The sequence below is a fragment of the Streptomyces sp. AV19 genome, from assembly GCF_015999245.1.
GTDB lineage: Bacteria > Actinomycetota > Actinomycetes > Streptomycetales > Streptomycetaceae > Streptomyces.
Genome location: NZ_JAEAMR010000007.1, coordinates 444,419 through 463,148 on the forward strand (window position 1 = coordinate 444,419; position 18,730 = coordinate 463,148).

The 18,730-nt window shown below is 71.2% G+C and carries 19 protein-coding genes and 1 pseudogene; 13 read left to right on the forward strand and 7 right to left on the reverse strand.

Going from position 1 to position 18,730, the window contains the following annotated elements; translation table 11 throughout:
- Positions 1-401: 401 nt before the first annotated feature.
- From I5Q34_RS11600 to I5Q34_RS11610, 3 genes are all read left to right on the forward strand, one after another.
- Positions 402-1,955, forward strand: a complete 1,554-nt coding sequence (locus I5Q34_RS11600; protein ID WP_199892115.1) for an FAD-dependent monooxygenase — start codon at positions 402-404, stop codon at positions 1,953-1,955.
- A gap of 37 nt (positions 1,956-1,992) precedes the next feature.
- Entirely contained in the window at positions 1,993-2,847 is an 855-nt protein-coding gene (locus tag I5Q34_RS11605; RefSeq protein WP_307811668.1) for an NAD(P)-binding domain-containing protein, read from the forward strand.
- A 171-nt stretch (positions 2,848-3,018) separates the two neighbouring features.
- The gene (locus tag I5Q34_RS11610; protein WP_199892908.1) at positions 3,019-3,258 is read left to right on the forward strand and encodes a DUF397 domain-containing protein; all 240 of its coding nucleotides are present in this window, start codon (positions 3,019-3,021) and stop codon (positions 3,256-3,258) included.
- Between the two features lie 57 nt (positions 3,259-3,315).
- On the opposite strand, the gene I5Q34_RS11615 is transcribed toward I5Q34_RS11610, so the two are convergent.
- Positions 3,316-3,804: an ATP-binding protein gene (locus tag I5Q34_RS11615; protein ID WP_199892117.1), complete on the reverse strand. Its 489-nt coding sequence runs from the start codon at positions 3,802-3,804 to the stop codon at positions 3,316-3,318.
- 319 nt (positions 3,805-4,123) lie between these two features.
- Between I5Q34_RS11615 and I5Q34_RS11620 the strand changes: the two genes are divergently transcribed.
- The 4 genes from I5Q34_RS11620 (at position 4,124) to I5Q34_RS11635 (ending at position 7,814) form a co-directional block, all read left to right on the forward strand.
- Positions 4,124-4,987 carry a helix-turn-helix transcriptional regulator gene (locus I5Q34_RS11620; protein WP_199892118.1) on the forward strand — a complete coding sequence of 288 codons (864 nt, stop codon included), beginning with the start codon at positions 4,124-4,126 and terminating at the stop codon, positions 4,985-4,987.
- Positions 4,988-5,069: 82 nt separating this feature from the next.
- Positions 5,070-6,536, forward strand: coding sequence for an aldehyde dehydrogenase family protein (locus tag I5Q34_RS11625; protein ID WP_199892119.1), 1,467 nt, complete (start codon positions 5,070-5,072; stop codon positions 6,534-6,536).
- Positions 6,537-6,627: 91 nt separating this feature from the next.
- The gene (locus I5Q34_RS11630) at positions 6,628-7,167 is read left to right on the forward strand and encodes a DinB family protein (protein WP_199892120.1); all 540 of its coding nucleotides are present in this window, start codon (positions 6,628-6,630) and stop codon (positions 7,165-7,167) included.
- A 50-nt stretch (positions 7,168-7,217) separates the two neighbouring features.
- The gene (locus I5Q34_RS11635) at positions 7,218-7,814 is read left to right on the forward strand and encodes a PadR family transcriptional regulator (protein WP_199892121.1); all 597 of its coding nucleotides are present in this window, start codon (positions 7,218-7,220) and stop codon (positions 7,812-7,814) included.
- 11 nt (positions 7,815-7,825) lie between these two features.
- Here I5Q34_RS11635 and I5Q34_RS11640 read toward each other — a convergent pair whose 3' ends face one another.
- Complete coding sequence (locus I5Q34_RS11640) at positions 7,826-9,241, reverse strand: glutamate decarboxylase (protein WP_199892122.1); 1,416 nt, start codon at positions 9,239-9,241, stop codon at positions 7,826-7,828.
- A gap of 93 nt (positions 9,242-9,334) precedes the next feature.
- Between I5Q34_RS11640 and I5Q34_RS11645 the strand changes: the two are divergent.
- The 4 genes and pseudogenes from I5Q34_RS11645 to I5Q34_RS11660 form a co-directional block, all read left to right on the forward strand.
- Positions 9,335-9,901 (forward strand): annotated as a pseudogene (locus tag I5Q34_RS11645) (ABC transporter ATP-binding protein); the annotation flags it as partial.
- The gene (locus tag I5Q34_RS11650) at positions 9,898-10,971 is read left to right on the forward strand and encodes an ABC transporter ATP-binding protein (protein WP_199892123.1); all 1,074 of its coding nucleotides are present in this window, start codon (positions 9,898-9,900) and stop codon (positions 10,969-10,971) included. The pseudogene I5Q34_RS11645 and the gene I5Q34_RS11650, both read left to right, overlap by 4 nt.
- Before the next feature lie 130 nt (positions 10,972-11,101).
- Positions 11,102-11,659, forward strand: a complete 558-nt coding sequence (locus I5Q34_RS11655; protein ID WP_199892124.1) for an RNA polymerase sigma factor — start codon at positions 11,102-11,104, stop codon at positions 11,657-11,659.
- A complete protein-coding gene (locus I5Q34_RS11660; RefSeq protein WP_199892125.1) occupies positions 11,656-12,663 on the forward strand; it encodes a hypothetical protein in 1,008 nt (335 codons plus the stop codon). The genes I5Q34_RS11655 and I5Q34_RS11660 overlap by 4 nt, the downstream gene beginning before the upstream one ends.
- Positions 12,664-12,676: 13 nt before the next feature.
- On the opposite strand, the gene I5Q34_RS11665 is transcribed toward I5Q34_RS11660, so the two are convergent.
- On the reverse strand, positions 12,677-13,012 hold the full coding sequence (locus I5Q34_RS11665; RefSeq protein WP_199892126.1) for a hypothetical protein: 336 nt from the start codon (positions 13,010-13,012) through the stop codon (positions 12,677-12,679).
- Positions 13,012-13,602 (reverse strand): DUF6232 family protein, encoded by a 591-nt coding sequence (locus I5Q34_RS11670; protein ID WP_199892127.1) that lies wholly within the window; start codon positions 13,600-13,602, stop codon positions 13,012-13,014. The genes I5Q34_RS11665 and I5Q34_RS11670 overlap by 1 nt, the downstream gene beginning before the upstream one ends.
- Before the next feature lie 330 nt (positions 13,603-13,932).
- Between I5Q34_RS11670 and I5Q34_RS11675 the strand changes: the two genes are divergently transcribed.
- Positions 13,933-14,823: a hypothetical protein gene (locus I5Q34_RS11675; RefSeq protein WP_234428726.1), complete on the forward strand. Its 891-nt coding sequence runs from the start codon at positions 13,933-13,935 to the stop codon at positions 14,821-14,823.
- On the opposite strand, the gene I5Q34_RS11680 is transcribed toward I5Q34_RS11675, so the two are convergent.
- The 3 genes from I5Q34_RS11680 to I5Q34_RS11690 form a co-directional block, all read right to left on the reverse strand.
- Positions 14,808-15,785, reverse strand: coding sequence for an ABC transporter ATP-binding protein (locus I5Q34_RS11680; RefSeq protein ID WP_199892128.1), 978 nt, complete (start codon positions 15,783-15,785; stop codon positions 14,808-14,810). The genes I5Q34_RS11675 and I5Q34_RS11680 overlap by 16 nt on opposite strands.
- Positions 15,782-16,816 (reverse strand): ABC transporter ATP-binding protein, encoded by a 1,035-nt coding sequence (locus I5Q34_RS11685; RefSeq protein ID WP_199892129.1) that lies wholly within the window; start codon positions 16,814-16,816, stop codon positions 15,782-15,784. The genes I5Q34_RS11680 and I5Q34_RS11685 overlap by 4 nt, the downstream gene beginning before the upstream one ends.
- A gap of 396 nt (positions 16,817-17,212) precedes the next feature.
- Positions 17,213-17,581 carry a YbjQ family protein gene (locus I5Q34_RS11690; RefSeq protein ID WP_199892130.1) on the reverse strand — a complete coding sequence of 123 codons (369 nt, stop codon included), beginning with the start codon at positions 17,579-17,581 and terminating at the stop codon, positions 17,213-17,215.
- 229 nt (positions 17,582-17,810) lie between these two features.
- On the opposite strand from I5Q34_RS11690, the gene I5Q34_RS11695 reads away from it, so the two are divergent.
- The gene (locus tag I5Q34_RS11695; RefSeq protein ID WP_199892131.1) at positions 17,811-18,653 is read left to right on the forward strand and encodes a VTT domain-containing protein; all 843 of its coding nucleotides are present in this window, start codon (positions 17,811-17,813) and stop codon (positions 18,651-18,653) included.
- The last annotated feature ends 77 nt before the right edge of the window (positions 18,654-18,730 follow it).

Consider the following 18,730-nt stretch of genomic DNA (forward strand, 5'->3'; position numbering starts at 1 on the left):
CGCCCCGGACCCCGTATCGCGGCTCCGCCGCTCGTCCTCAAACTCCCCGGAGGGGACAACTCCCGGAGGGGACAACCCCCGGACGGGACAACCCCCGGACGGGACAACCCCCGGACGGGACAACCCCCGGACGGGCTGGATCGGCGCGCCGATCCAGCCCGTCCGGCGCTTGAGGACAACCGCGCGCAGCGCGGTTGCGGGGGTCCAGGGGGCGCAGCCCCCGGTCAACGCGGCGAAGTCGCGTTACGGGCCCGGGGCTTGCCCCGGAAGAGACGGTGAAAGTGGGGGTGCCCCCTCTGGGGGAGGGTCCGGGGCGAAACAATCCCCCAACCCCCCAACACGCGCCATTGAGGGTGACCTTGCCCATACCCCACAATCATGCCCAACAGGGGGAGGCGCCGATGCATCATGCCAACCGGGATGTACGGGACGTCGTCGTCATCGGCGCAGGCCCCACCGGCCTCGCGCTCACCATCGCGCTGCGGCGGTACGGGATCGACACCGTCGTCGTCGACAAGAGAGTCAGCAGCAGGCAGGAACCCCGCGCCAGCGTCGTCTGGCAGCGCGCCCTGGAGGCCCTCCGGGACCTCGGGTGCGCCGATGGGTTCATGAAGGAGGGACTGGCCCTCGCCCAGGGGGAGTTCCACGTCGCCGGGCAGCGCGCCGGGGCGCAGGAGATGCGGATGGCCGACACCGCGTTCCCCGGGCCGCTCGGGATCGAGCAGGACTCGATCGAGGCCATCCTGCGGGAACGGATGCGGCTGTTGGGGCCGGAGGTGGAGTGGGGGACGGAGGCCGTTGCCGTACGGACGGACGACGGCGGCGCCGAGGTCGAGCTTCGGAGGGCCGACGGCCGGACCCGGACCGTCGGATGCCGCTGGGTCGTCGGCGCCGAGGGCTCGCACAGCCTCGTACGGAGGGCCATGGGCATCCCCTTCGAGGGCGAGCGCCGCGTCAATCTGCAGTGCCTGCAGCTCAACGCCGAGCCCGACTGGAGCCACCCGTACCGCCCGGAGGTCACCCGGATCTTCATCAACCACGGCGTCACCCTCATCGCCGACCCCGTCCCCGGCGCCACGCGTCTCTACGCCTTCTGCCCGGACCCGGATCCGAGCCGCCAAGAGCCGCCCACCCGGGCCGAGATGGAGGACGTGGTCTCCCGCGCGACCGGCGAGAAGGGCGTACGGCTCCGGCCCACCGAGCCGTACTGGGCCAACCGCGCCCGCTTCCACGACCGCGTCGCCGCCCGCTTCCGCAGCGGCCCCGCGCTGCTGCTGGGGGACAGTGCCCATCTGTGGGCCCCGATCGGCGGCCGGGGCCTCAACACCGGCCTGCTCGGCGCCCACAACCTGGGCTGGAAGCTCGCCGCCGTCCACCACGGCTGGTGCCCGGACGCGCTGCTCGACACGTACAACGACGAGCAGCGCCGCACGGCCCTCCGCGTCATGCGGCACATGCGGCGCAACATCCTCGAACTCCCCCCGGACCGGCGGACGCTGACCGCGATCCGGCTGCTCCTGCCCCACGCCCTGCGCAGCCAACGCTTCACCCGCCGCGGCAGCGAACTGCTCAGCGACTTCGGGAAGAACCACCGGGGGAGTGCGCTGTCGGTGGAGGGACGGTCCCGTGGGGGCGGGCTCCGGGCCGGTGATCGGGTGCCCGACTGGAGTGTCGGGAGCGAGACCGGGAGCGGCCGGCTGCACGGTCTGCTCTCGTATCAGCGGTGGTCACTGCTGCTGACCGGGGACGGGGACGGCACCGCCGGCCTGCGGCGGCTCACCGAGCGCTACGCCCTGCCCGTCGGACTGTTCCGCATCCGGACCGACGAACTGCCGGACGGCACGCTGCTGCTCGTACGGCCCGACGGCCACATCGGTCTGCGCGCGCGGGCGGCCGACCGCCGGGCGCTCACGGCGTATCTCGACCGCTGGTCCGTACAACTCAAAGCGAAGTGAAGCGAAATAGGGGGGAATTGTGGATTCTGAAGTGAGTGTGCTCGGGCTGGGAGCTATGGGGTCGGCGTTAGCGGCCGGCTTCCTGGCGGCCGGGCGCCGGACCACGGTCTGGAACCGCACGCCGGGGAAGGCCGGCGCCCTGACCGCCCGGGGCGCGACGGGGGCGGAGTCCGCCGCCGGGGCGGTGGGCGCGAGTCCGCTGACGGTGATCTGCGTGTCGACGTACGACGCGGTCCTGGACGTCCTGGAGCCGCTCGCCGGCGACCTCGCGGGCCGCGTCGTCGTCAACCTGACCTCGGGCCCGCCGGGGGACGGACGGCAGACGGCGGCGTGGGCCCGGCGGTACGGGGCCGACTACCTGGACGGGGTGGTGATGACGACGCCGGCCGGCATCGGCGGCCCGGACGTCCTGCAGTTGTACGCCGGCCCGCGGGCCGTCTTCGACGCCCACCGCGACATCCTCCGGGCGCTGGGCGACCCGGTGCACGTGGGGGACGACCCGGGGCTGCCCTCCGTGTACGACACGGCGCTGCTGGGGCTGATGTGGGGCACGCTCACCGGGTGGCTGCACAGCACCGCGATCGTGGGGGCCGATGCCGCCGGCGGGGTGACGGCCACCGCGTTCACGGAAGTCGCCCGCCGGTGGTTGAAAACGGTCGGGACGTTCATGAACGACTACGCCGAGCAGGTGGATTCCGGCCGGACTCCGGGCGGGCATTTCCCGCTGGATCTCCATCTGATGACGATGGACATCCTCATGCACGCCAGTGAGCTCCGCGGGATCGACTCCGAGTTTCCCGAACTCTTCCGGAGGCTGGTGCGGAAGGCGGTCGAGGACGGTCACGGCGGTGACAGTTACGCGCGGCTGATCGGATATCTGCGGAAGCAGTGACCCCGCTTCGTACCGGCTGCTGCCCGTACCGGCTGCTGCGGAAGCGGCGAAACCTCTTCCGTAGCAGCACAAACACCGTCAGTGCACGTGCATCTGCTCGTGCCGGAGCATGTGAACCGCGGCTATGATCCCGATGAGTTGCACCCCCCTGCGGCGATCCGGGAGTCTCCAGTGCCACACGTCCACAACGGCATGGCTGCATCGGGCATCGATGGCGTCGTCTGGCGGAAGAGCAGATACTCCAACTCGCAGGGGTCCTGCGTGGAGTTCGCGAAGTTGCCGGGTGGCGGGGTTGCCGTTCGCAACTCCCGCCACCCGGATGGCCCCGCTCTCATTTACACCCCCGCGGAGATCGAGGCCATGCTGTTGGGGATCAAGGACGGTGAATTCGACTACCTCGTCGCGGATTGACCGAAGACACGTAAGACACGTAAGTCATGTAAGTCATGTAGGTCACGTGAGCCCACGTCATTCGCGCGGCAGTCGGAACAGCGCCCACACCACCTTGCCGTGCAGAGCGCCCACCAGGGGGTGCCAGCCCCAGGCGTCGCTGAAGTTCTCGACGAGGAGCAGGCCGCGGCCGTGTTCGTCGCCGGTGCCCGCCTCGCCGGCGACCGGGCTCTCCTCGCTCGGATCGCGCACCGCGCACACCAGCCGCGTCGTCCACCGCATCAGGTGGAGGCGTATGGGCGGCTCGTACTCCCCGTCCGGCCGGTCCACCGGTACGGCGTAGCGCATCGCGTTCGTCACGAGCTCGGAGACGACCAGTGCCACGTCGTCGAAGAGCCGCTGAACTCCCCACTGGTTCAAGGTGATCCGTGTGAACCGGCGTGCGGTGCGGACGGCCTCGAAGTGGGGTGGCAGGGCACAGGAGGCGGAGTTCGACACCGCGGAGGAGTCCGTCCTGGGCAGCCCTCGCCAGACGGGGGAGAGCACAGTCGATCCTTCGGTACCCATCCGAGGCACTCCTGGCAATCGTGGACGTGACGAGCACGTGTGCGCGCTCCATGGTTCCCAATGCGCAGGGCGGATGCAAGGGCAGATGCACGTGCACGTGGTGGATTTGGGGGCGCAGAAGAGGATTGGGGAGCAATTCTTCCTACGCCCCCTTCAGTAGTGCTCCCCGTTCTGGCCGGTATCCGTGACCGTCCGTGCACTCAACGGAGCGCAAAGATGGCAGACTTCGGCGCCGGGGGCCGCGGGGGTCGCCCCCTGGAAAGGTTGATCGACACGGCGGACAGACAGGCCGGAACAGACCGGAAGGAAGGTCGCGGAGATGACCACGAACGAGTCGAGCGGTTCCGTGGTGCGGCGCATACTCCTGGGATCGCAGCTGCGGAAGTTGCGGGAGTCCAGGGGGATCACGCGGGAAGCGGCCGGCTACTCGATCCGTGCGTCCGAGTCGAAGATCAGCCGGATGGAGCTCGGCAGGGTGAGCTTCAAGACGCGCGACGTCGAGGACCTGCTGACGCTCTACGGCATCACCCGGGAGTCCGAGCGGGCGGCCCTGCTGGGCCTGGCCAGGGAGGCCAACGTGGCCGGCTGGTGGCACAGCTACGGCGACGTGCTGCCCAGCTGGTTCCAGACCTACGTCGGCCTGGAGGGCGCCGCGTCGCACATCGGGATCTACGAGGTGCAGTTCGTGCACGGCCTGCTCCAGACCGAGGGGTACGCGCACGCGGTCGTCGTCCGCGGCCAGCCGAAGGCGGACGCCGCGGAGATCGAGCGCCGGGTCTCGTTGCGCATGGAGCGGCAGAAGCTGCTGTTCTCCGAGCGCGCCCCGGTCTTCCACGCCGTCCTCGACGAGGCCGCGCTGCACCGCCCGTACGGCAGCGCCTCCGTGATGCGCGGGCAGCTCCAGCACCTCGTCGACCTCTCCGAGCAGCCGAACGTCACGCTCCAGGTGATGCCGTTCCGGCACGGCGGTCACGCGGGGGAGAGCGGTGCCTTCACCGTGCTCCGCTTCCCCGAGTCGGACCTGCCGGACGTGGTGTATCTGGAGCAGCTCACCGGCGCGCTCTACCTCGACAAGGCGGACGAGGTCGCGCAGTACGAGGGGGTCATGGGCCGGCTGCGGTCCGACAGCCTCTCGCCATCCCGCACCCGTGACCTGATCCGGCAGCGGCTTCAACTTGTCTGATACATCAGTACGATGACGGTCGGTCAGTACGTCTGAACCCGCGTGCGCCCGTTGGCCACGCTCCGGCAGACAGGGATGGCGAATGTCCTACTCCTCCGCGTTCACGGATCTCGCTCAGCAGTACATCGACGGCCGATGGCGGGCCGGTTCGGGCTCATGGGACATCGTCGACTTCAACCCGTACGACGGGGAGAAGCTCGCCTCGATCACCGTGGCGAGCGTGGCCGAGATCGACGAGGCGTACCGCGCCGCCGAGCGCGCCCAGCGGCCGTGGGCGGACACCAACCCGTACACCCGCCGGCTGGTCTTCGAGCGGGCGCTGCGGATCGTCGACGACCACGAGGCGGAGCTGGCCTCGCTGATCATGGCCGAATGCGGAGGCACCGCGGTCAAGGCCGCCTTCGAACTCGGCCTGGTACGCGAGTTCTTGCGCGAGTCCGTGCAGCTCGCGCTGCGGGCCGAGGGGCGGATCCTGCCCTCTCCGGACGACACCAAGGAGAACCGGCTCTACCGGGTGCCCGTCGGGGTCGTCGGCGTGGTCAGTCCGTTCAACTTCCCCTTCCTGCTGTCGATCAAGTCCGCGGCGCCCGCGATCGCGCTGGGCAACGCGGTGGTGCTCAAGCCGCACCAGAACACGCCGGTCTGCGGAGGCGGGCTCGTCGCCAAGGTCTTCGAGGACGCGGGGCTGCCGCCCGGGGTGCTCAACGTCGTCGTCACCGACATAGCCGAGATCGGGGACGCGCTCATCGAGCACCCGATCCCCAAGGTGCTCTCCTTCACCGGCTCCGACAAGGTCGGCCGGCACGTCGCGACCGTCGCGGCCTCCCACTTCAAGAGGACGATCCTGGAACTCGGCGGCAACAGCGCGCTGATCGTGCTCGACGACGCGGATATCGACTACGCCGTGGACGCCGCGGTGTTCAGCCGGTTCGTCCACCAGGGGCAGGTCTGCATGGCCGCCAACCGGGTGCTCGTGGACCGTTCTGTGGAGCGGGAGTTCACGGAGAAGTTCGTCGCCAAGGTGAAGTCGCTGAGGACCGGCGACCCCGGTGACCCCGCGACCCACATCGGCCCCCTCATCAACTCCGGTCAGGCGGAGGCGATCACGTCCCTCGTGGAGCAGACCGTGCGGGGCGGCGCCACCGCGCTCGTCCACGGACGGACCGTCGGCACGCTGGTCGAGCCGTCGGTGCTGACCGGGCTGGCCGAGGACGCGCCGATCCTGGGGCAGGAGATCTTCGGACCGGTCGCGCTGATCATCCCCTTCTCCGGCGAGGAGGAGGCCCTGCGGATCGCCAACGCCACGCCGTACGGGCTGAGCGGGGCCGTCCACACCGGGGACGTGGAGCGGGGCGTGCGCTTCGCCAAGCGGGTGGACACCGGGATGATCCACGTCAACGACGGCACCGTGCACGACGAGGCGATCGTGCCGTTCGGCGGCGAGAAGCACTCGGGGGTGGGACGGCTGAACGGGGACGCGATGGTGGACGCGTTCACCACCACCAAGTGGATCTCGATCCAGCACGGGCGGAGCAGATTCCCCTTCTGATTCCCGTTCTGATCAACTAGGACGCAGTCTGGCCTAGTGGGGTCCTACTGTTGATCCGTCAGCGAGGGACGACGGAAGGCGGCGGGACCCCATGCCCACTCTTGTGACCGAGAAGAACACCGGCGACGAGCTCGGCGCCCTGCTCGGCTTCCTCGACGCCCAGCGCGGCGGCGTGCGCCGGGCCGTCCTCGGGCTGACCGAGGAGCAGGCGGGGGCCCGGCCGAGCGCCAGCGCGATGTCGCTCGCCGGCCTGCTCAAGCACCTGGTGCAGGTGGAGCACAACTGGGTGGAGCGGGCGCGTGGCGACGAGCCGGAGATCAGCCGCGAGGAGGCGGTGAAGCGCTTCGAGGCCGGGTGGCACCCCGACGCGGACGAGACCGTTCCGGTGCTCCTCGCCCGCTGGGAGGAGGTCGCCGCGGAGACCGAGCGGTTCGCGCGCTCGGTGCCGATGGAGCGGGTCTTCGCGCTGCCGGAGGCGCCCTGGTTCCCCAAGGACGCCCAGGTGTCCACGCGCTGGCTGCTGCTCCACCTGATCGAGGAGACCGCCCGGCACGCGGGCCACGCCGACATCATCCGCGAGACGATCGACGGGAAGACGGCCTTCGAGCTGGTCGCGGAGGCCGGCGCCTAGGCTGGGGGCGCGGTGGGAGACAGCGACGCGGGGGGAGATAGCGAGGAGAGATGTCGGCGATCCGGCTGCTGGTGCTGGGCTCGGTGCGTCAGCACGGCCGTGCCCACGGCTACCAGGTCCGCAACGACCTGGAGTTCTGGGGCGCGGGGCGGTGGGCCAACGCCAAGCCCGGATCGATCTACCACGCGCTGAAGGCCATGGCCGGGCAGGGGATGCTCGTCGCCCACGACACCGAGCCCAGCCGGGCCGGCGGTCCGCCGCGCACCGAGTACGAGCTGACGCCGGAGGGCAAGGGCGAGTTCTTCCGGCTGCTGAGGGAGGCGCTCGCCGTACCCCGGCAGCGGCGCGACCTGCTGACGGCGGGCGTCGGGTTCCTCGTCGACCTGCCCCGGGACGAGGTCGTCGCGCTGCTGCGGCGGCGGGTGCGGGCGCTGGAGGAGTGGCAGGAGGAGATCCACCGCGACTGGACGCCCGGTGCCGGGGAGGACTGGGGGCACATCGGCGAGATCTCCGGCGTCTGGCTCAACTCGTCGGAGGCGGAGGAGCGGTGGGCGCGTGGGCTCATCGAGCGGCTGGAGGGCGGGGCGTATGTGATGGCCGGCGAGGGCGACCCGTGGGAGGGGCTGAGCCCGTCGGCGCCGGAGTGAGCGCGGGGGCGTCAGTGGTGGAACGCCGTGGCCACCTTCTCCGGGCGGCCCAGCGGGCAGGGCTGGCGGCGCAACTCCGGTAGCAGGGACCGCAGATCGTCAAGGAACAGGTCGGCAAGGTCCAGCGAAAAGCCGTTCCGGCAGACGATGCGCAGCACCGACAGGTCCTCCCGGTTCGGCGGGAAGGTGTACGCGGGGACGAGCCAGCCCCGCTCCCGCATCCGGCGCGACACGTCGAAGACGTCGAAGCACGTCACGTCGTCCGCCGTCGTGAACGCGAACACCGGCAGTTCGTCGCCGCGCGTCAGCAACCGGAAGTCGCCCAGACCCTCGATGCGTTCGGCCAGCGAGCGGGCCACGTCGCGGGTGTTGCGCTGCACGGCGCGGTAGCCCTCGCGGCCCAGCCGCAGGAACGTGTAGTACTGCGCGGCCACTTGGGCGCCCGGGCGGGAGAAGTTGAGCGCGAAGGTGGGCATGTCACCGCCCAGGTAGTTCACCCGGAACACCAGCTCCTCCGGGAGCGCCGCCTTGTCCCGCCACAGCGCCCAGCCCACGCCCGGGTAGACCAGCCCGTACTTGTGCCCCGAGGTGTTGATCGAGGCCACCCGCGGCAACCGGAAGTCCCAGACGAGCCGCTCGTCGAGGAACGGCGCGATCATCGCGCCGGAGGCGCCGTCCACGTGGACCGGGATGTCCAGCCCGGTCCGCTCCTGGAGCGCGTCCAGCGCGGCGCAGACCTCGGCCACCGGCTCGTACGATCCGTCGAAGGTCGAGCCGAGGACGGTGACGACGCCGATCGTGTTCTCGTCGCACAGCTCGGCGGCGGCCTGCGGGTCGAGGTGGAAGCGGTCGCCCTCCATGGGCACCTGGCGCGCCTCCACCTCCCAGAAGTTGCAGAACTTCTCCCAGCAGACCTGGACGTTGGTGCCCATGACGAGGTTGGGGCGGGCGCCGGGGGACGGGTGGCGGTTTGCGTCGCGACGGGCCCAGCGGCGTTTGAACGCCATGCCGGCGAGCATGCACGCCTCGCTCGACCCGGTGGTCGAGCAGCCGATGGCGTTCGCCGGGTCGGGGGCGTTCCAGAGGTCGGCGAGCATCGTCACGCAGCGCCGCTCCAGCTCGGCGGTGCGGGGGTACTCGTCCTTGTCGATCATGTTCTTGTCCCGGCACTCGGTCATGAGCGCGGTGGCCTGCGGCTCCATCCAGGTGGTGACGAAGGTCGCCAGGTTGAGCCGGGAGTTCCCGTCGAGCATCAGCTCGTCGTGGACGAACTGGTAGGCGGTACGGGGCGTCATGGGCTTGCCGGGGAGGGAGTGACGAGGGGGCTCGACGGCCATGTCCGCGACGGGGTCGGCTTCGCCGAAGAAGGGGTTGACGGAGTAGCCGCGTCGGGGGGTGTGGGGGTGCGAGCCTTTGTGGAGTGGCATGGGGGACGGGTACCACGGGCGGGGCGGCGCCACGCGGGGGGTTTTGCCCCGGTCCCGCCCTTTCACCGTTTCTTCCGGGGCAAGCCCCGGGCCGACTACCCGCACCAGTTCTCGGGCGGCATGCGCCAGCGCATCATGATCGCGATGGCGCTGGCGCTGGAGCCGGACCTGATCATCGCGGACGAGCCGACGACCGCCCTCGACGTGACCGTCCAGGCCCAAGTGATGGATCTGCTCGCGGAGTTGCAGCGCGAGTTCAACATGGGGCTCATCCTCATCACCCACGACCTGGGCGTCGTCGCGGACGTCGCCGACCGGATCGCGGTGATGTACGCGGGACGGATCGTCGAGACCGCCCCCGTCCGCGAGCTCTACGCCGCCCCCGCCCACCCCTACACCCGCGGCCTGCTCGACTCCGTCCCCCGCCTGGACCGCAAGGGCCGGCAGCTGCACGCCATCAAGGGACTGCCGCCCAGCCTCACCGACATCCCGCCCGGCTGCCCCTTCAACCCCCGCTGCCCCCGCGCCCGGGACGTCTGCCGCACCGACCGGCCGCCGCTCTTCCCCGTCGCCCCCGGCCGCGCCAGCGCCTGCCACTTCTGGAAGGAGACTCTGGATGACCTCCCCGCAGGAGCGCCGAATGAAGGAGCGCCCGGATGAAGGCTGACGGCGGGGCGATCATCGAGGTCCGCGACCTCGTCAAGCACTACCCGCTCACCCGGGGCGTCCTTGTCCGCCGGCAGGTCGGCGCCGTCCGCGCCGTCGACGGCGTCTCCTTCGACCTGCGGCGCGGCGAGACCCTCGGCATCGTCGGCGAATCCGGCTGCGGCAAGTCCACCCTCGCCCGGCTGCTCGTCAACCTGGAGCGGCCCACCGCCGGGGAGATCCGCTACAAGGGCGAGGACATCACCCGGCTCTCGCGGCGCGCCCTGAAGGCCGTGCGCCGCAACATCCAGATGGTCTTCCAGGACCCGTACACGTCCCTGAACCCCCGGATGACCGTCGGCGACATCGTCGGCGAGCCCTACGAGATCCACCCCGAGGCCGCCCCCAAGGGCAGCCGCCGGCAGAAGGTCCGCGAACTCCTCGACGTCGTCGGCCTCAACCCCGAGCACATCAACCGCTACCCGCACCAGTTCTCCGGCGGCCAGCGGCAGCGCATCAGCATCGCGCGCGGGCTGGCGCTGCGCCCCGAGGTGATCGTCGCCGACGAGCCGGTGTCCGCGCTGGACGTGTCGGTGCAGGCGCAGGTCGTCAACCTGCTGGAACGGCTCCAGGCCGAGTTCGACCTGTCCTACGTCTTCATCGCCCACGACCTGTCCGTGGTGCGGCACATCTCCGACCGGGTCGCGGTGATGTACCTCGGGCGGCTGGCCGAGGTCGGCACGGACGCGCAGATCTACGAGCACCCGACGCACCCGTACACGCAGGCGCTGCTCTCCGCCGTCCCGGTGCCGGACCCGACCGCGCGCGGCCGCCGGGAGAGAATCCTGCTCATGGGCGACGTCCCCTCGCCCGCCAACCCCCCGTCGGGCTGCCCCTTCCGCACCCGCTGCTGGAAGGCGCAGCGGGTGTGCGCGGAGGTGGTGCCGCCGCTGGAGGTCCCGGAGCGCTTCCGGGAGGAGGGCGGGCCGGCGGCGCACGTGTCGGCGTGCCACTTCGCGGGGGAGCGGCCGGTGCCCGGGGGCGGGGAGGGCGAGGGCGGGGCGCCGCCTGACCAGGCGGCCTGACCAGTCTGCCTGACCGGCCGATCCGCGTGGTCGGTGCGCCTTCCGGGGCGCGGGGTGCGAACGCTTTTGCCGGGCGGGCGCAAGAAGGGGAAGGGGCCGCTGACGGCGCGGCCCGGGGAAGGGGAGGTCCGTGTCGACGGACGAGGAACTGCTGGCGCGCTCCAGAACGGACGCGTCGGCCTTCGAACCGCTCGTGGAGCGCCATTCGACGGCGCTGCACGGCTACTTCGCGCGCCGGGTCCCGGGCTCCGCGGACGACCTGCTGGCCGAGGCGTGGCTGCGGGCCTACGCCGGACGCGGCACCTATGACGCGGCGCGCGGGCCGGTGCGGGCGTGGCTCTTCGGCGTGGCCCGCAACGTGCTCGCCGCGCACTGGCGCGGGCTGGACCGGCCGTCGGCGGTGTCCCTCGCGGGCGAGGCGAGCAGCGACCCGTGGCACGCGGTCGACCAGCGGCTGGACGCGGCGGCGGTCGCGCCGCTGATCCGCGACGAGCTGGCCGTACTTCCCGCCGTGGAGCGGGAGTTGCTGCTCCTGGTCGCCTGGGAGCAGCTCAGCCCCACCGAGGCCGCGGCCGTCGTCGGCGTCCCCGCGGGCACGGCCCGCTCCCGCCTGCACCGGGCGCGCACCCGGCTGCGCACGGCGCTCGGCTCCTCCGCCCCGCTTCCCCTGACAGGAGACCTCGCATGACCGGGAATGAGATGGACGCCCTCGACTTCCCCGGCGCGGACCGGCTGCGGGCCGCGGGCCGGGTCGCGCCGCCCTCGCCGGACGTCGTCGCGGCGGCGCTGGCCGCGGTGCGGTCGGCGGCCGGCGGGCCGCGGGAGGACGCGGTGGAGGAGGTCGAGCTCGAACGGGAGCCGGTGGCCGCGGTCGTCCCGGTGCGGACGTGGCGGCGGCGCCTGCCCGTGCTGGTCTCGGCGGCAGCGGTCGTGGTGGTCGCGCTGGGCGTCGCGTTCCAGCCGTGGGCGGACTCCGGGGGCGTGCAGGGCTCCCCGGCGACGGAGCGAACGGCGGTGCGGGAGCGGACGGGGCCGGCGCCGTACTGGAAGGTGCGGACGATGACCTGGCAACCGGCGTCCGAGACGGGGAAGGGGCCGCAGAAGAGCTACCGGACGCTCTGGTTCGGCCGGAACAAGGCGCTCGTGCAGGAGGACGACGGAACCGTCGTGGAGACCGGGGATTTCTCCTCGGAGACCCAGCAGATGGCGTACGACCTCCCCGGCAAGTCGCTCGACTGGGACGACGTTGGGAAGTTGCCCACCGATCCGGTGGCGCTCCGGTCGCTGCTTGCCGGAAACGACACGGGGGAGTTTGCCCGGGACGGTCTCTTCGACGGCATCGCGGAGCTGCTCGCGCGGTCGCCGGCGGAACCCCCGGTGCGCGCGGCGCTGTTCAAGATTCTCACGCGGATTCCCGGGGTGCGGGTGACGGAAGGGGCCAAGGACAGCACCGGGCGTGCCGGTACCGCCGTTGAGCTGGACACGGCGTTCGACTGGCGCAGCCGGCTGGTCGTCGACACGCGGACGTTCCATATGCTGGAAACCTCGAACGCCGCGCGGGGCTCCCGGGAGTGGGCGGGTGTGCGGCTCCGGGCCGGGGACGTCGCGGAGCGCACCACCTACCTGTCCACCGGGCCCGCCTGGGAGGTGCCGAAGCCGTCCCCGCTGCCCGACGGGCCGTTCGGGAAATGAGCTCCGCAGCCTCCTACCTCGCGCCCACCAGCTCCAGGAGCTTGTTGACCGCGTCCAGGACGGGGGCTCCGATCGTGCCGGCCGTGGCCGCGATGCCTGCAATGGCCAGCAGGGCGCGGTGGCGTTCCCGGGGCTCGGCGGTGACGTCGGGGAGGGAGTCGTCCAGGGCCCGGGCGGTCGCGGGTGGGAGGCGGTCGCGGAGGTCCTCGGCGAGGCGGAGGAGCTCGTCGATGGCGGACTGGACGGCGGGTGGGGTGGGGGCGGGCGCCTGGTTCCTGACGATGCCCGTGTTGCCCCTGCCGCCCTTCATCGTGACGTTGTCGCCGAAGTAATAGTTGTCGCCGCTCATCAGCTCGCCATCCCCACGTTGCCCGTGCCGCCGTACATGTTGACGTTGTCGCCGAAGTAGTAGCTCTGCGGGTTGATCGTGATGCTGTCCACCGTCACCTGGAACTCGGCGCCCGGGTTCTCGATCGCGTGGGAGATCTGGCCGACGAGCCGGTCCAGGTGGTGCGGGTTCGCGCTGGTGACCACGGCCGTGGACCGGCCGTTCGTCTCGACGGCCAGGACGTAGTGGGAGTCGGCCGACAGGACCATCACCAGCTGTACGAGGAAGTAGATCAGCGCGGCGATGACGCCCCACCAGACGAACGAGATGATCCCTTCGCTCGCCTCCCGGTTGGCGAGCGCCGTCGCGCCGCCGAGGACCGTGAGGGCGATCGCGACGGCGAGGGTGAGGGCGACGTTCTTCAGGAAGCGCACGGTGGCTTCCTTGCGCTTGGGGTGGAGGGTGAAGGTGTGCACCCGGGCGATGTTCTGCAGGGGGTAGGCGGCCCTGCCGACCCACAACAGCCGCTTGCTGACCCGTAGATCGATGCTGCCGACGAGCCGTGGCGGCCAGGCGGGTAACGGCGGGGCGTTCTCGGGGAGACTTGTCATCTGGCGCGGTTCTCCTGGTGTTCCAGTTTCTCGGTGGACAACTATTAGCAGTGGAACGGGAGTTGGATGCAAGCTGAGGAGCCCGTTCGGGTACTTGAGTTCCGGGATCCGGGGGTCGGGGTCCGAGCGCTCCCGAAGGAATGGGTGGTCGTCAGACCCACCCACCCTCCCCAAGTCGCGCGTGTACCATGGCGAGTTGCCGCTGAGTAGTTGATTTGCGACATTGCGTCGCCAGGGCCTAGCGTGCGCAGCAACAAAGCGACCCCGGCCGGTGCGACCAACACCAGGACCGGGGTCTGACCGACGAGATCGGATGTCGAGGCGATCCCGATGGCTTACGCCTACCCTAGCGCCCCCACGCCCCCTATGGCCCGTTCCGGCTTCGGAAAGCGCTCCGCGCCCGAGCAACAGCCCCGCCACAAGGACGACTTCGCTCATCTGCCGCCCCGCGAGGCGTCGATCGCCGCCTTCATCGACCGGCTGCCGGAGGGCGCGGCGATGGACGGGAAGTCGTTGGCGGCCCAGTTGCCCGCGTATGGGCAGGCGGCCTGTCTGACGGCGCTGCGGCGGCTGTCCGAGGCCGGTCATCTGCGACGGTTCACCGTCCCCCTCAAGAGTGAGGAGGGCAGTACGCGTTGGGTGACGCGGACGTTCTTCTCACGGACGCCGCGCGACGACGCGTGGTGGGAGGCCGTACGGGTCGGGGACGTCCCGAAGGATCCCCCGCCCTGTGTCCCCGAGCCGGAGCCGTCGCGGCCCCGCGCGTACCGGCTCCTCGCCTCCCTCGGGCGCGCGGACCACCGGGTGACGCTGTCCGCCGCCGACTGCGCGGGCCTCGTGCCGCTGGCGGAGCCGTGGCTGGAGCGCGGGGTCACGGACGAGGAGTTCGTGCGGACCATGACGGGCGGGCTGCCGCCCGAGGTGCATCACGCCGCCGGGTTCGTCCGGCGGCGGCTCGTCGACAAGGTGCCCCCCGAGGCCGAGGCCGTGGAGAGCGCGCCTCCGGTCCGTCGTCCGTTCATGATGCTCGAATGCACGGTCTGCCGCGCGCCCGGGGACATGGCGGAGACGCCCGGCGGCGTCTGCCGTGCCTGCCGGGGCGAGAGTCCGCGCCCGGCCGACTCCTGCCGCGACGTCGGCGGTGACATCAGCGGCTACATGGACGAGTTGCGGACCCTCAGCCGACAAGGGAACCTCTCGCGCGTCTACTCCGGGAAATGACAGGCGGACAGGTGGCCCTCCCGGCTGCCGTCGGCGCGGGTCAGCGGGGGTTCCTCGGTGGCGCACTTCTCCCGCGCCTTCCAGCAGCGGGTGCGGAAGCGGCAGCCGGACGGGGGGTTGGCGGGCGAGGGGACGTCGCCGGTGAGGCGGATGCGTTCGCCGCTCTCGGACGGGGGTGTCGCCTCCGGGACGGCGGAGAGCAGGGCGCGGGTGTAAGGGTGGCGGGGGCGTCCGTAGATGTCGTCGCGGGCGCCCGTCTCGACGATCCGGCCGAGGTACATCACGGCCACGCGCTGCGAGAAGTGCCGGACGACGGCCAGGTCGTGGGCGATGAAGAGGAAGGCGATACCCAGGTCTTCCTGCAACGCCCGCAGCAGGTTGACCACTTGGGCCTGGATGGAGACGTCAAGGGCCGAGACCGGCTCGTCCGCGACGATGATCCTCGGTTCGAGGGCGAGCGCTCGGGCGATGCCGATGCGCTGGCGCTGGCCGCCGGAGAATTCGTGCGGGAAGCGGTTGTAGTGCTCCGGGCTCAGCCCGACGGTGGCCAGCAGCTCCCGGACGCGGGCCTCGCGGCCGCCGGGCGGGCGGATGCCGTTGATCTCCATCGGGCCCGAGATGATCCGGCCCACGGTCTGGCGGGGGTTGAGTGACGAGTACGGGTCCTGGAAGATCATCTGGATCTGGGAGCGGATCGGGGCGAGCTGCTTGCGGCCGGCGTGGGTGATGTCCTCGCCCCGGTAGGTGATCCGTCCGGCGGTCGGCTCCAGGAGCCGGGTCAGCAGGCGGCCCGTGGTGGACTTGCCGCAGCCGGACTCGCCGACGAGCCCGAAGCTCTCGCCGGCGCGGACGGTGAGGTCGACGCCGTCCACGGCGCGGATCGCGCCGGCGCGGCGGCGGACGGGGAAGTGCTTGGTCAGGCCCTCGGCGACGAGGAGTTCGTCGAGTTCGGCGTCGCTCATGACGTCACCTGCCGGGAGAGCGCGCGGGCGCGTTCCGCGGTGAGGTGACAGGCGGCTCCGCGGCCGCCGTCCGCGGGCAGTTCCGGGCGCTCGGTGCGGCAGCGGTCGCCGCCGACGTGGGCGGTGTACGCGCAGCGCGGGTGGAACGGGCAGCCCGGGGGCGGGTCGAGGAGGCTGGGCGGGGCGCCCGGGATGGGGGTGAGCGGCTTGGTCACGTCGGAGGTGAGGCGGGGCATGGAGGACAGCAGGCCCCAGGTGTACGGGTGTTTCGGGTGGCTCAGGATGTCCTGGACCGGTCCGTACTCGACCGCCCGGCCGGCGTACATGACCAGGAGGTCGTCCACGGTGTTCGCGACGACGCCGAGGTCGTGGGTGATGAGGACGATCGCCGAACCGGTCTGCTGCTGGAGGTCCTTGAGCAGGTCGAGGATCTGGGCCTGGACGGTGACGTCGAGGGCGGTCGTCGGTTCGTCGGCGATCAGGAGCTCGGGGTCGCAGACGAGGGCCATGGCGATCATGGCGCGCTGGCGCATGCCGCCGGAGAACTGGTGGGGGTAGTCGTCCACGCGGCGGGCGGGGTTGGGGATGCCGACCTTCTCCAGCATCTCGATCGCCCGGAGCCGGGCGTCGCGGCGGGAGGCGCCGGTGTGCTTGCGGAACGGCTCGGCGATCTGGCGGCCGACGGTGTAGTAGGGGGAGAGGGCGGTGAGGGAGTCCTGGAAGATCATGGCCATCTTGGCGCCGCGGAGTTTTTCGAGGACGGATTCGGGGGCGGTGGTCAAGTCGGTTCCGTCGAGGATGATTTGGCCGGTGACGCGGGTGTGGGTGGGGCGGGGGTCGTGGAGGCCGAGGAGGGAGAGGGCGGTGACGGATTTGCCGGAGCCGGATTCGCCGACGATGCCGAGGGTTTTGCGGCGGGGGAGTTCGAGGGTGAGGCCGTTGACGGCTTTGACGATGCCGTCGTCGGTGGGGAAGTGGATGTGGAGGTTGTGGAGGGAGAGGTAGGGGGTGGGGGGTGTGGGTGCGGTCATGTGGGCCTCCGTGCGGGTTGGTTGTGGTTGCTGTTTTTGGGAGATGCCCCGGACCCTCCCTTTCACCGTTTCTTCCGGGCTCCGCCCGGGGCCGCAACGCGGCTGCGCCGCGTTGACCGGGGGCTGCGCCCCCTGGACCCCTGAAGCGCCCTTCGGGCGCTGTCCTCAAACTCCCCCAGAGGGGGTGCCCCCAGACGGGCTGAATCAGCCCGTCCGGCGCTTGAGGACGAGCGGCGAAGCCGCGACACGGGGTCCGGGGCGGAGCCCCGAAAGGGGCGCAGGGGGCGAAGCCCCCGCACCACCGCGCGGAGCGCGGTGCCGGGCCGAGGGGCGGAGCCCGGAAGAAACGGTGAAAGGGCGGGACCGGGGCAAAACCCCCGCGGCACCCCCTCCGCGCTACGCCAGCGGCGCGATCACCACCGCCGTGCCGTACGCACACACCTCCGTCCCGACGTCCGCCGCCTCTGTGACGTCGAAGCGGAACATCAGGACCGCGTTCGCGCCCCGCGCCCGCGCCTGCTCGACCAGGCGGTCCATGGCCTGGTTACGGGTCTGGACCAGGGTCTTCGTCAGACCCTTGAGCTCGCCGCCGATCAGCGACTTCAGACCCGCGCCGATCTGGCTGCCGACGTGGCGGGAGCGCACCGTGAGGCCGAAGACCTCGCCGATGACGCGCTCGACCCGGTACCCCGGCACGTCGTTCGTCGTGACCACGAGCACATCGGACTGCTCGTGCTGCCCGCCGCCCCACTCATCGATGCCCATCACGTCCACCTTCGCGTCGTTCGGTTTTCCCGCATTCTTGCGTTCGACCTGCGGGACGCACGGGCGGGACACGGGGTTGCGCCCTCCCCCCGTCACGGTCCCCGGCGATCCGCGGAACCGTGGGGCCGTCGGATGACGTTGATAGCTTGGGAAGGACGTACTACCCTCCCCCCGCCTGTGCCCGGGCCTCGCACGAGCCTGCGCCCCCGACCCAGGAGCCTGATCACCCGTGACCCCCGTCACCACCCTCGCGCTCGGCCCGCAGTGGCTGGACGCGGACTACCTGATCGGTCAGTTCGGCCTGCTCGGTGTGCTGGCCATCGTCTTCGCCGAGTCGGGACTGCTGATCGGGTTCTTCCTGCCGGGCGACTCCCTGCTGTTCACCACGGGCCTCCTGGTGACCACCGGGAAGCTCGACGACTACCCGCTGTGGGTGGTCTGCCTCCTCATCGTGCTCGCGGCGGTCCTCGGCGACCAGGCGGGCTACCTCTTCGGGCGCAAGGTGGGGCCGGCGCTCTTCCGGCGCCCCGACTCCCGGCTCTTCAAGCAGGAGAACGTCGAGAAGGCCCACGAGTTCTTCGAGAAGTACGGGCCGAAGTCGCTGGTCCTGGCCCGCTTCGTCCCGGTGATCCGCACCTTCACGCCGATCATCGCCGGCGTGAGCCGGATGAACTACCGGTCCTTCCTGATCTTCAACATCGTCGGCGGCGCGCTGTGGGGCGCCGGGGTGACGCTGCTGGGCGCCCTGCTCGGCAAGATCGAGTTCGTCCGGACCAACATCGAGATGATGCTGGTGGCGATCGTGCTGATCTCGGTCGTGCCGATCGCGATCGAACTCCTGCGGGCCCGCTCCAAGTCGAAGAAGGCCGGTCCCGCGAACGGGACCACGAACGGTCCCGCGGGCACCCCCGACGGGGTGCCCAGCGGGCCGCAGCCGCCGCGCGACTACCACCAGGTCCCGCCGCACTACCAGGACGTGCAGCCCTACCCGTTGCAGCAGCAGGACGCGCACCCCGGCGGGCCGCAGGACCCGCAGCAGCGCCCGCCGCGAGGGCGGCACGCCCGCCGCTAGAACGCGGCCGGAAGGCGGCCGGAACGCGGCCGGAGTTCACATGCGTCCCACGGCCCCCACTGGGCACCCGTACTCCT

What these genes read in the sequence shown, in the direction of transcription:
- I5Q34_RS11670 (WP_199892127.1), bottom strand. Translation starts at nt 13,602, where the DNA reads ATGACAAGTCTCCCCGAGAACGCCCCGCCGTTACCCGCCTGGCCGCCA.
- I5Q34_RS11660 (WP_199892125.1), top strand. Translation starts at nt 11,656, where the DNA reads ATGACCGGGAATGAGATGGACGCCCTCGACTTCCCCGGCGCGGACCGG.
- I5Q34_RS11640 (WP_199892122.1), bottom strand. Translation starts at nt 9,241, where the DNA reads ATGCCACTCCACAAAGGCTCGCACCCCCACACCCCCCGACGCGGCTAC.
- I5Q34_RS11625 (WP_199892119.1), top strand. Translation starts at nt 5,070, where the DNA reads ATGTCCTACTCCTCCGCGTTCACGGATCTCGCTCAGCAGTACATCGAC.
- I5Q34_RS11600 (WP_199892115.1), top strand. Translation starts at nt 402, where the DNA reads ATGCATCATGCCAACCGGGATGTACGGGACGTCGTCGTCATCGGCGCA.
- I5Q34_RS11615 (WP_199892117.1), bottom strand. Translation starts at nt 3,804, where the DNA reads ATGGGTACCGAAGGATCGACTGTGCTCTCCCCCGTCTGGCGAGGGCTG.
- I5Q34_RS11675 (WP_234428726.1), top strand. Translation starts at nt 13,933, where the DNA reads ATGGCTTACGCCTACCCTAGCGCCCCCACGCCCCCTATGGCCCGTTCC.
- I5Q34_RS11680 (WP_199892128.1), bottom strand. Translation starts at nt 15,785, where the DNA reads ATGAGCGACGCCGAACTCGACGAACTCCTCGTCGCCGAGGGCCTGACC.
- I5Q34_RS11650 (WP_199892123.1), top strand. Translation starts at nt 9,898, where the DNA reads ATGAAGGCTGACGGCGGGGCGATCATCGAGGTCCGCGACCTCGTCAAG.
- I5Q34_RS11685 (WP_199892129.1), bottom strand. Translation starts at nt 16,816, where the DNA reads ATGACCGCACCCACACCCCCCACCCCCTACCTCTCCCTCCACAACCTC.
- I5Q34_RS11620 (WP_199892118.1), top strand. Translation starts at nt 4,124, where the DNA reads ATGACCACGAACGAGTCGAGCGGTTCCGTGGTGCGGCGCATACTCCTG.
- I5Q34_RS11630 (WP_199892120.1), top strand. Translation starts at nt 6,628, where the DNA reads ATGCCCACTCTTGTGACCGAGAAGAACACCGGCGACGAGCTCGGCGCC.
- I5Q34_RS11665 (WP_199892126.1), bottom strand. Translation starts at nt 13,012, where the DNA reads ATGAGCGGCGACAACTATTACTTCGGCGACAACGTCACGATGAAGGGC.
- I5Q34_RS11635 (WP_199892121.1), top strand. Translation starts at nt 7,218, where the DNA reads ATGTCGGCGATCCGGCTGCTGGTGCTGGGCTCGGTGCGTCAGCACGGC.
- I5Q34_RS11690 (WP_199892130.1), bottom strand. Translation starts at nt 17,581, where the DNA reads ATGGGCATCGATGAGTGGGGCGGCGGGCAGCACGAGCAGTCCGATGTG.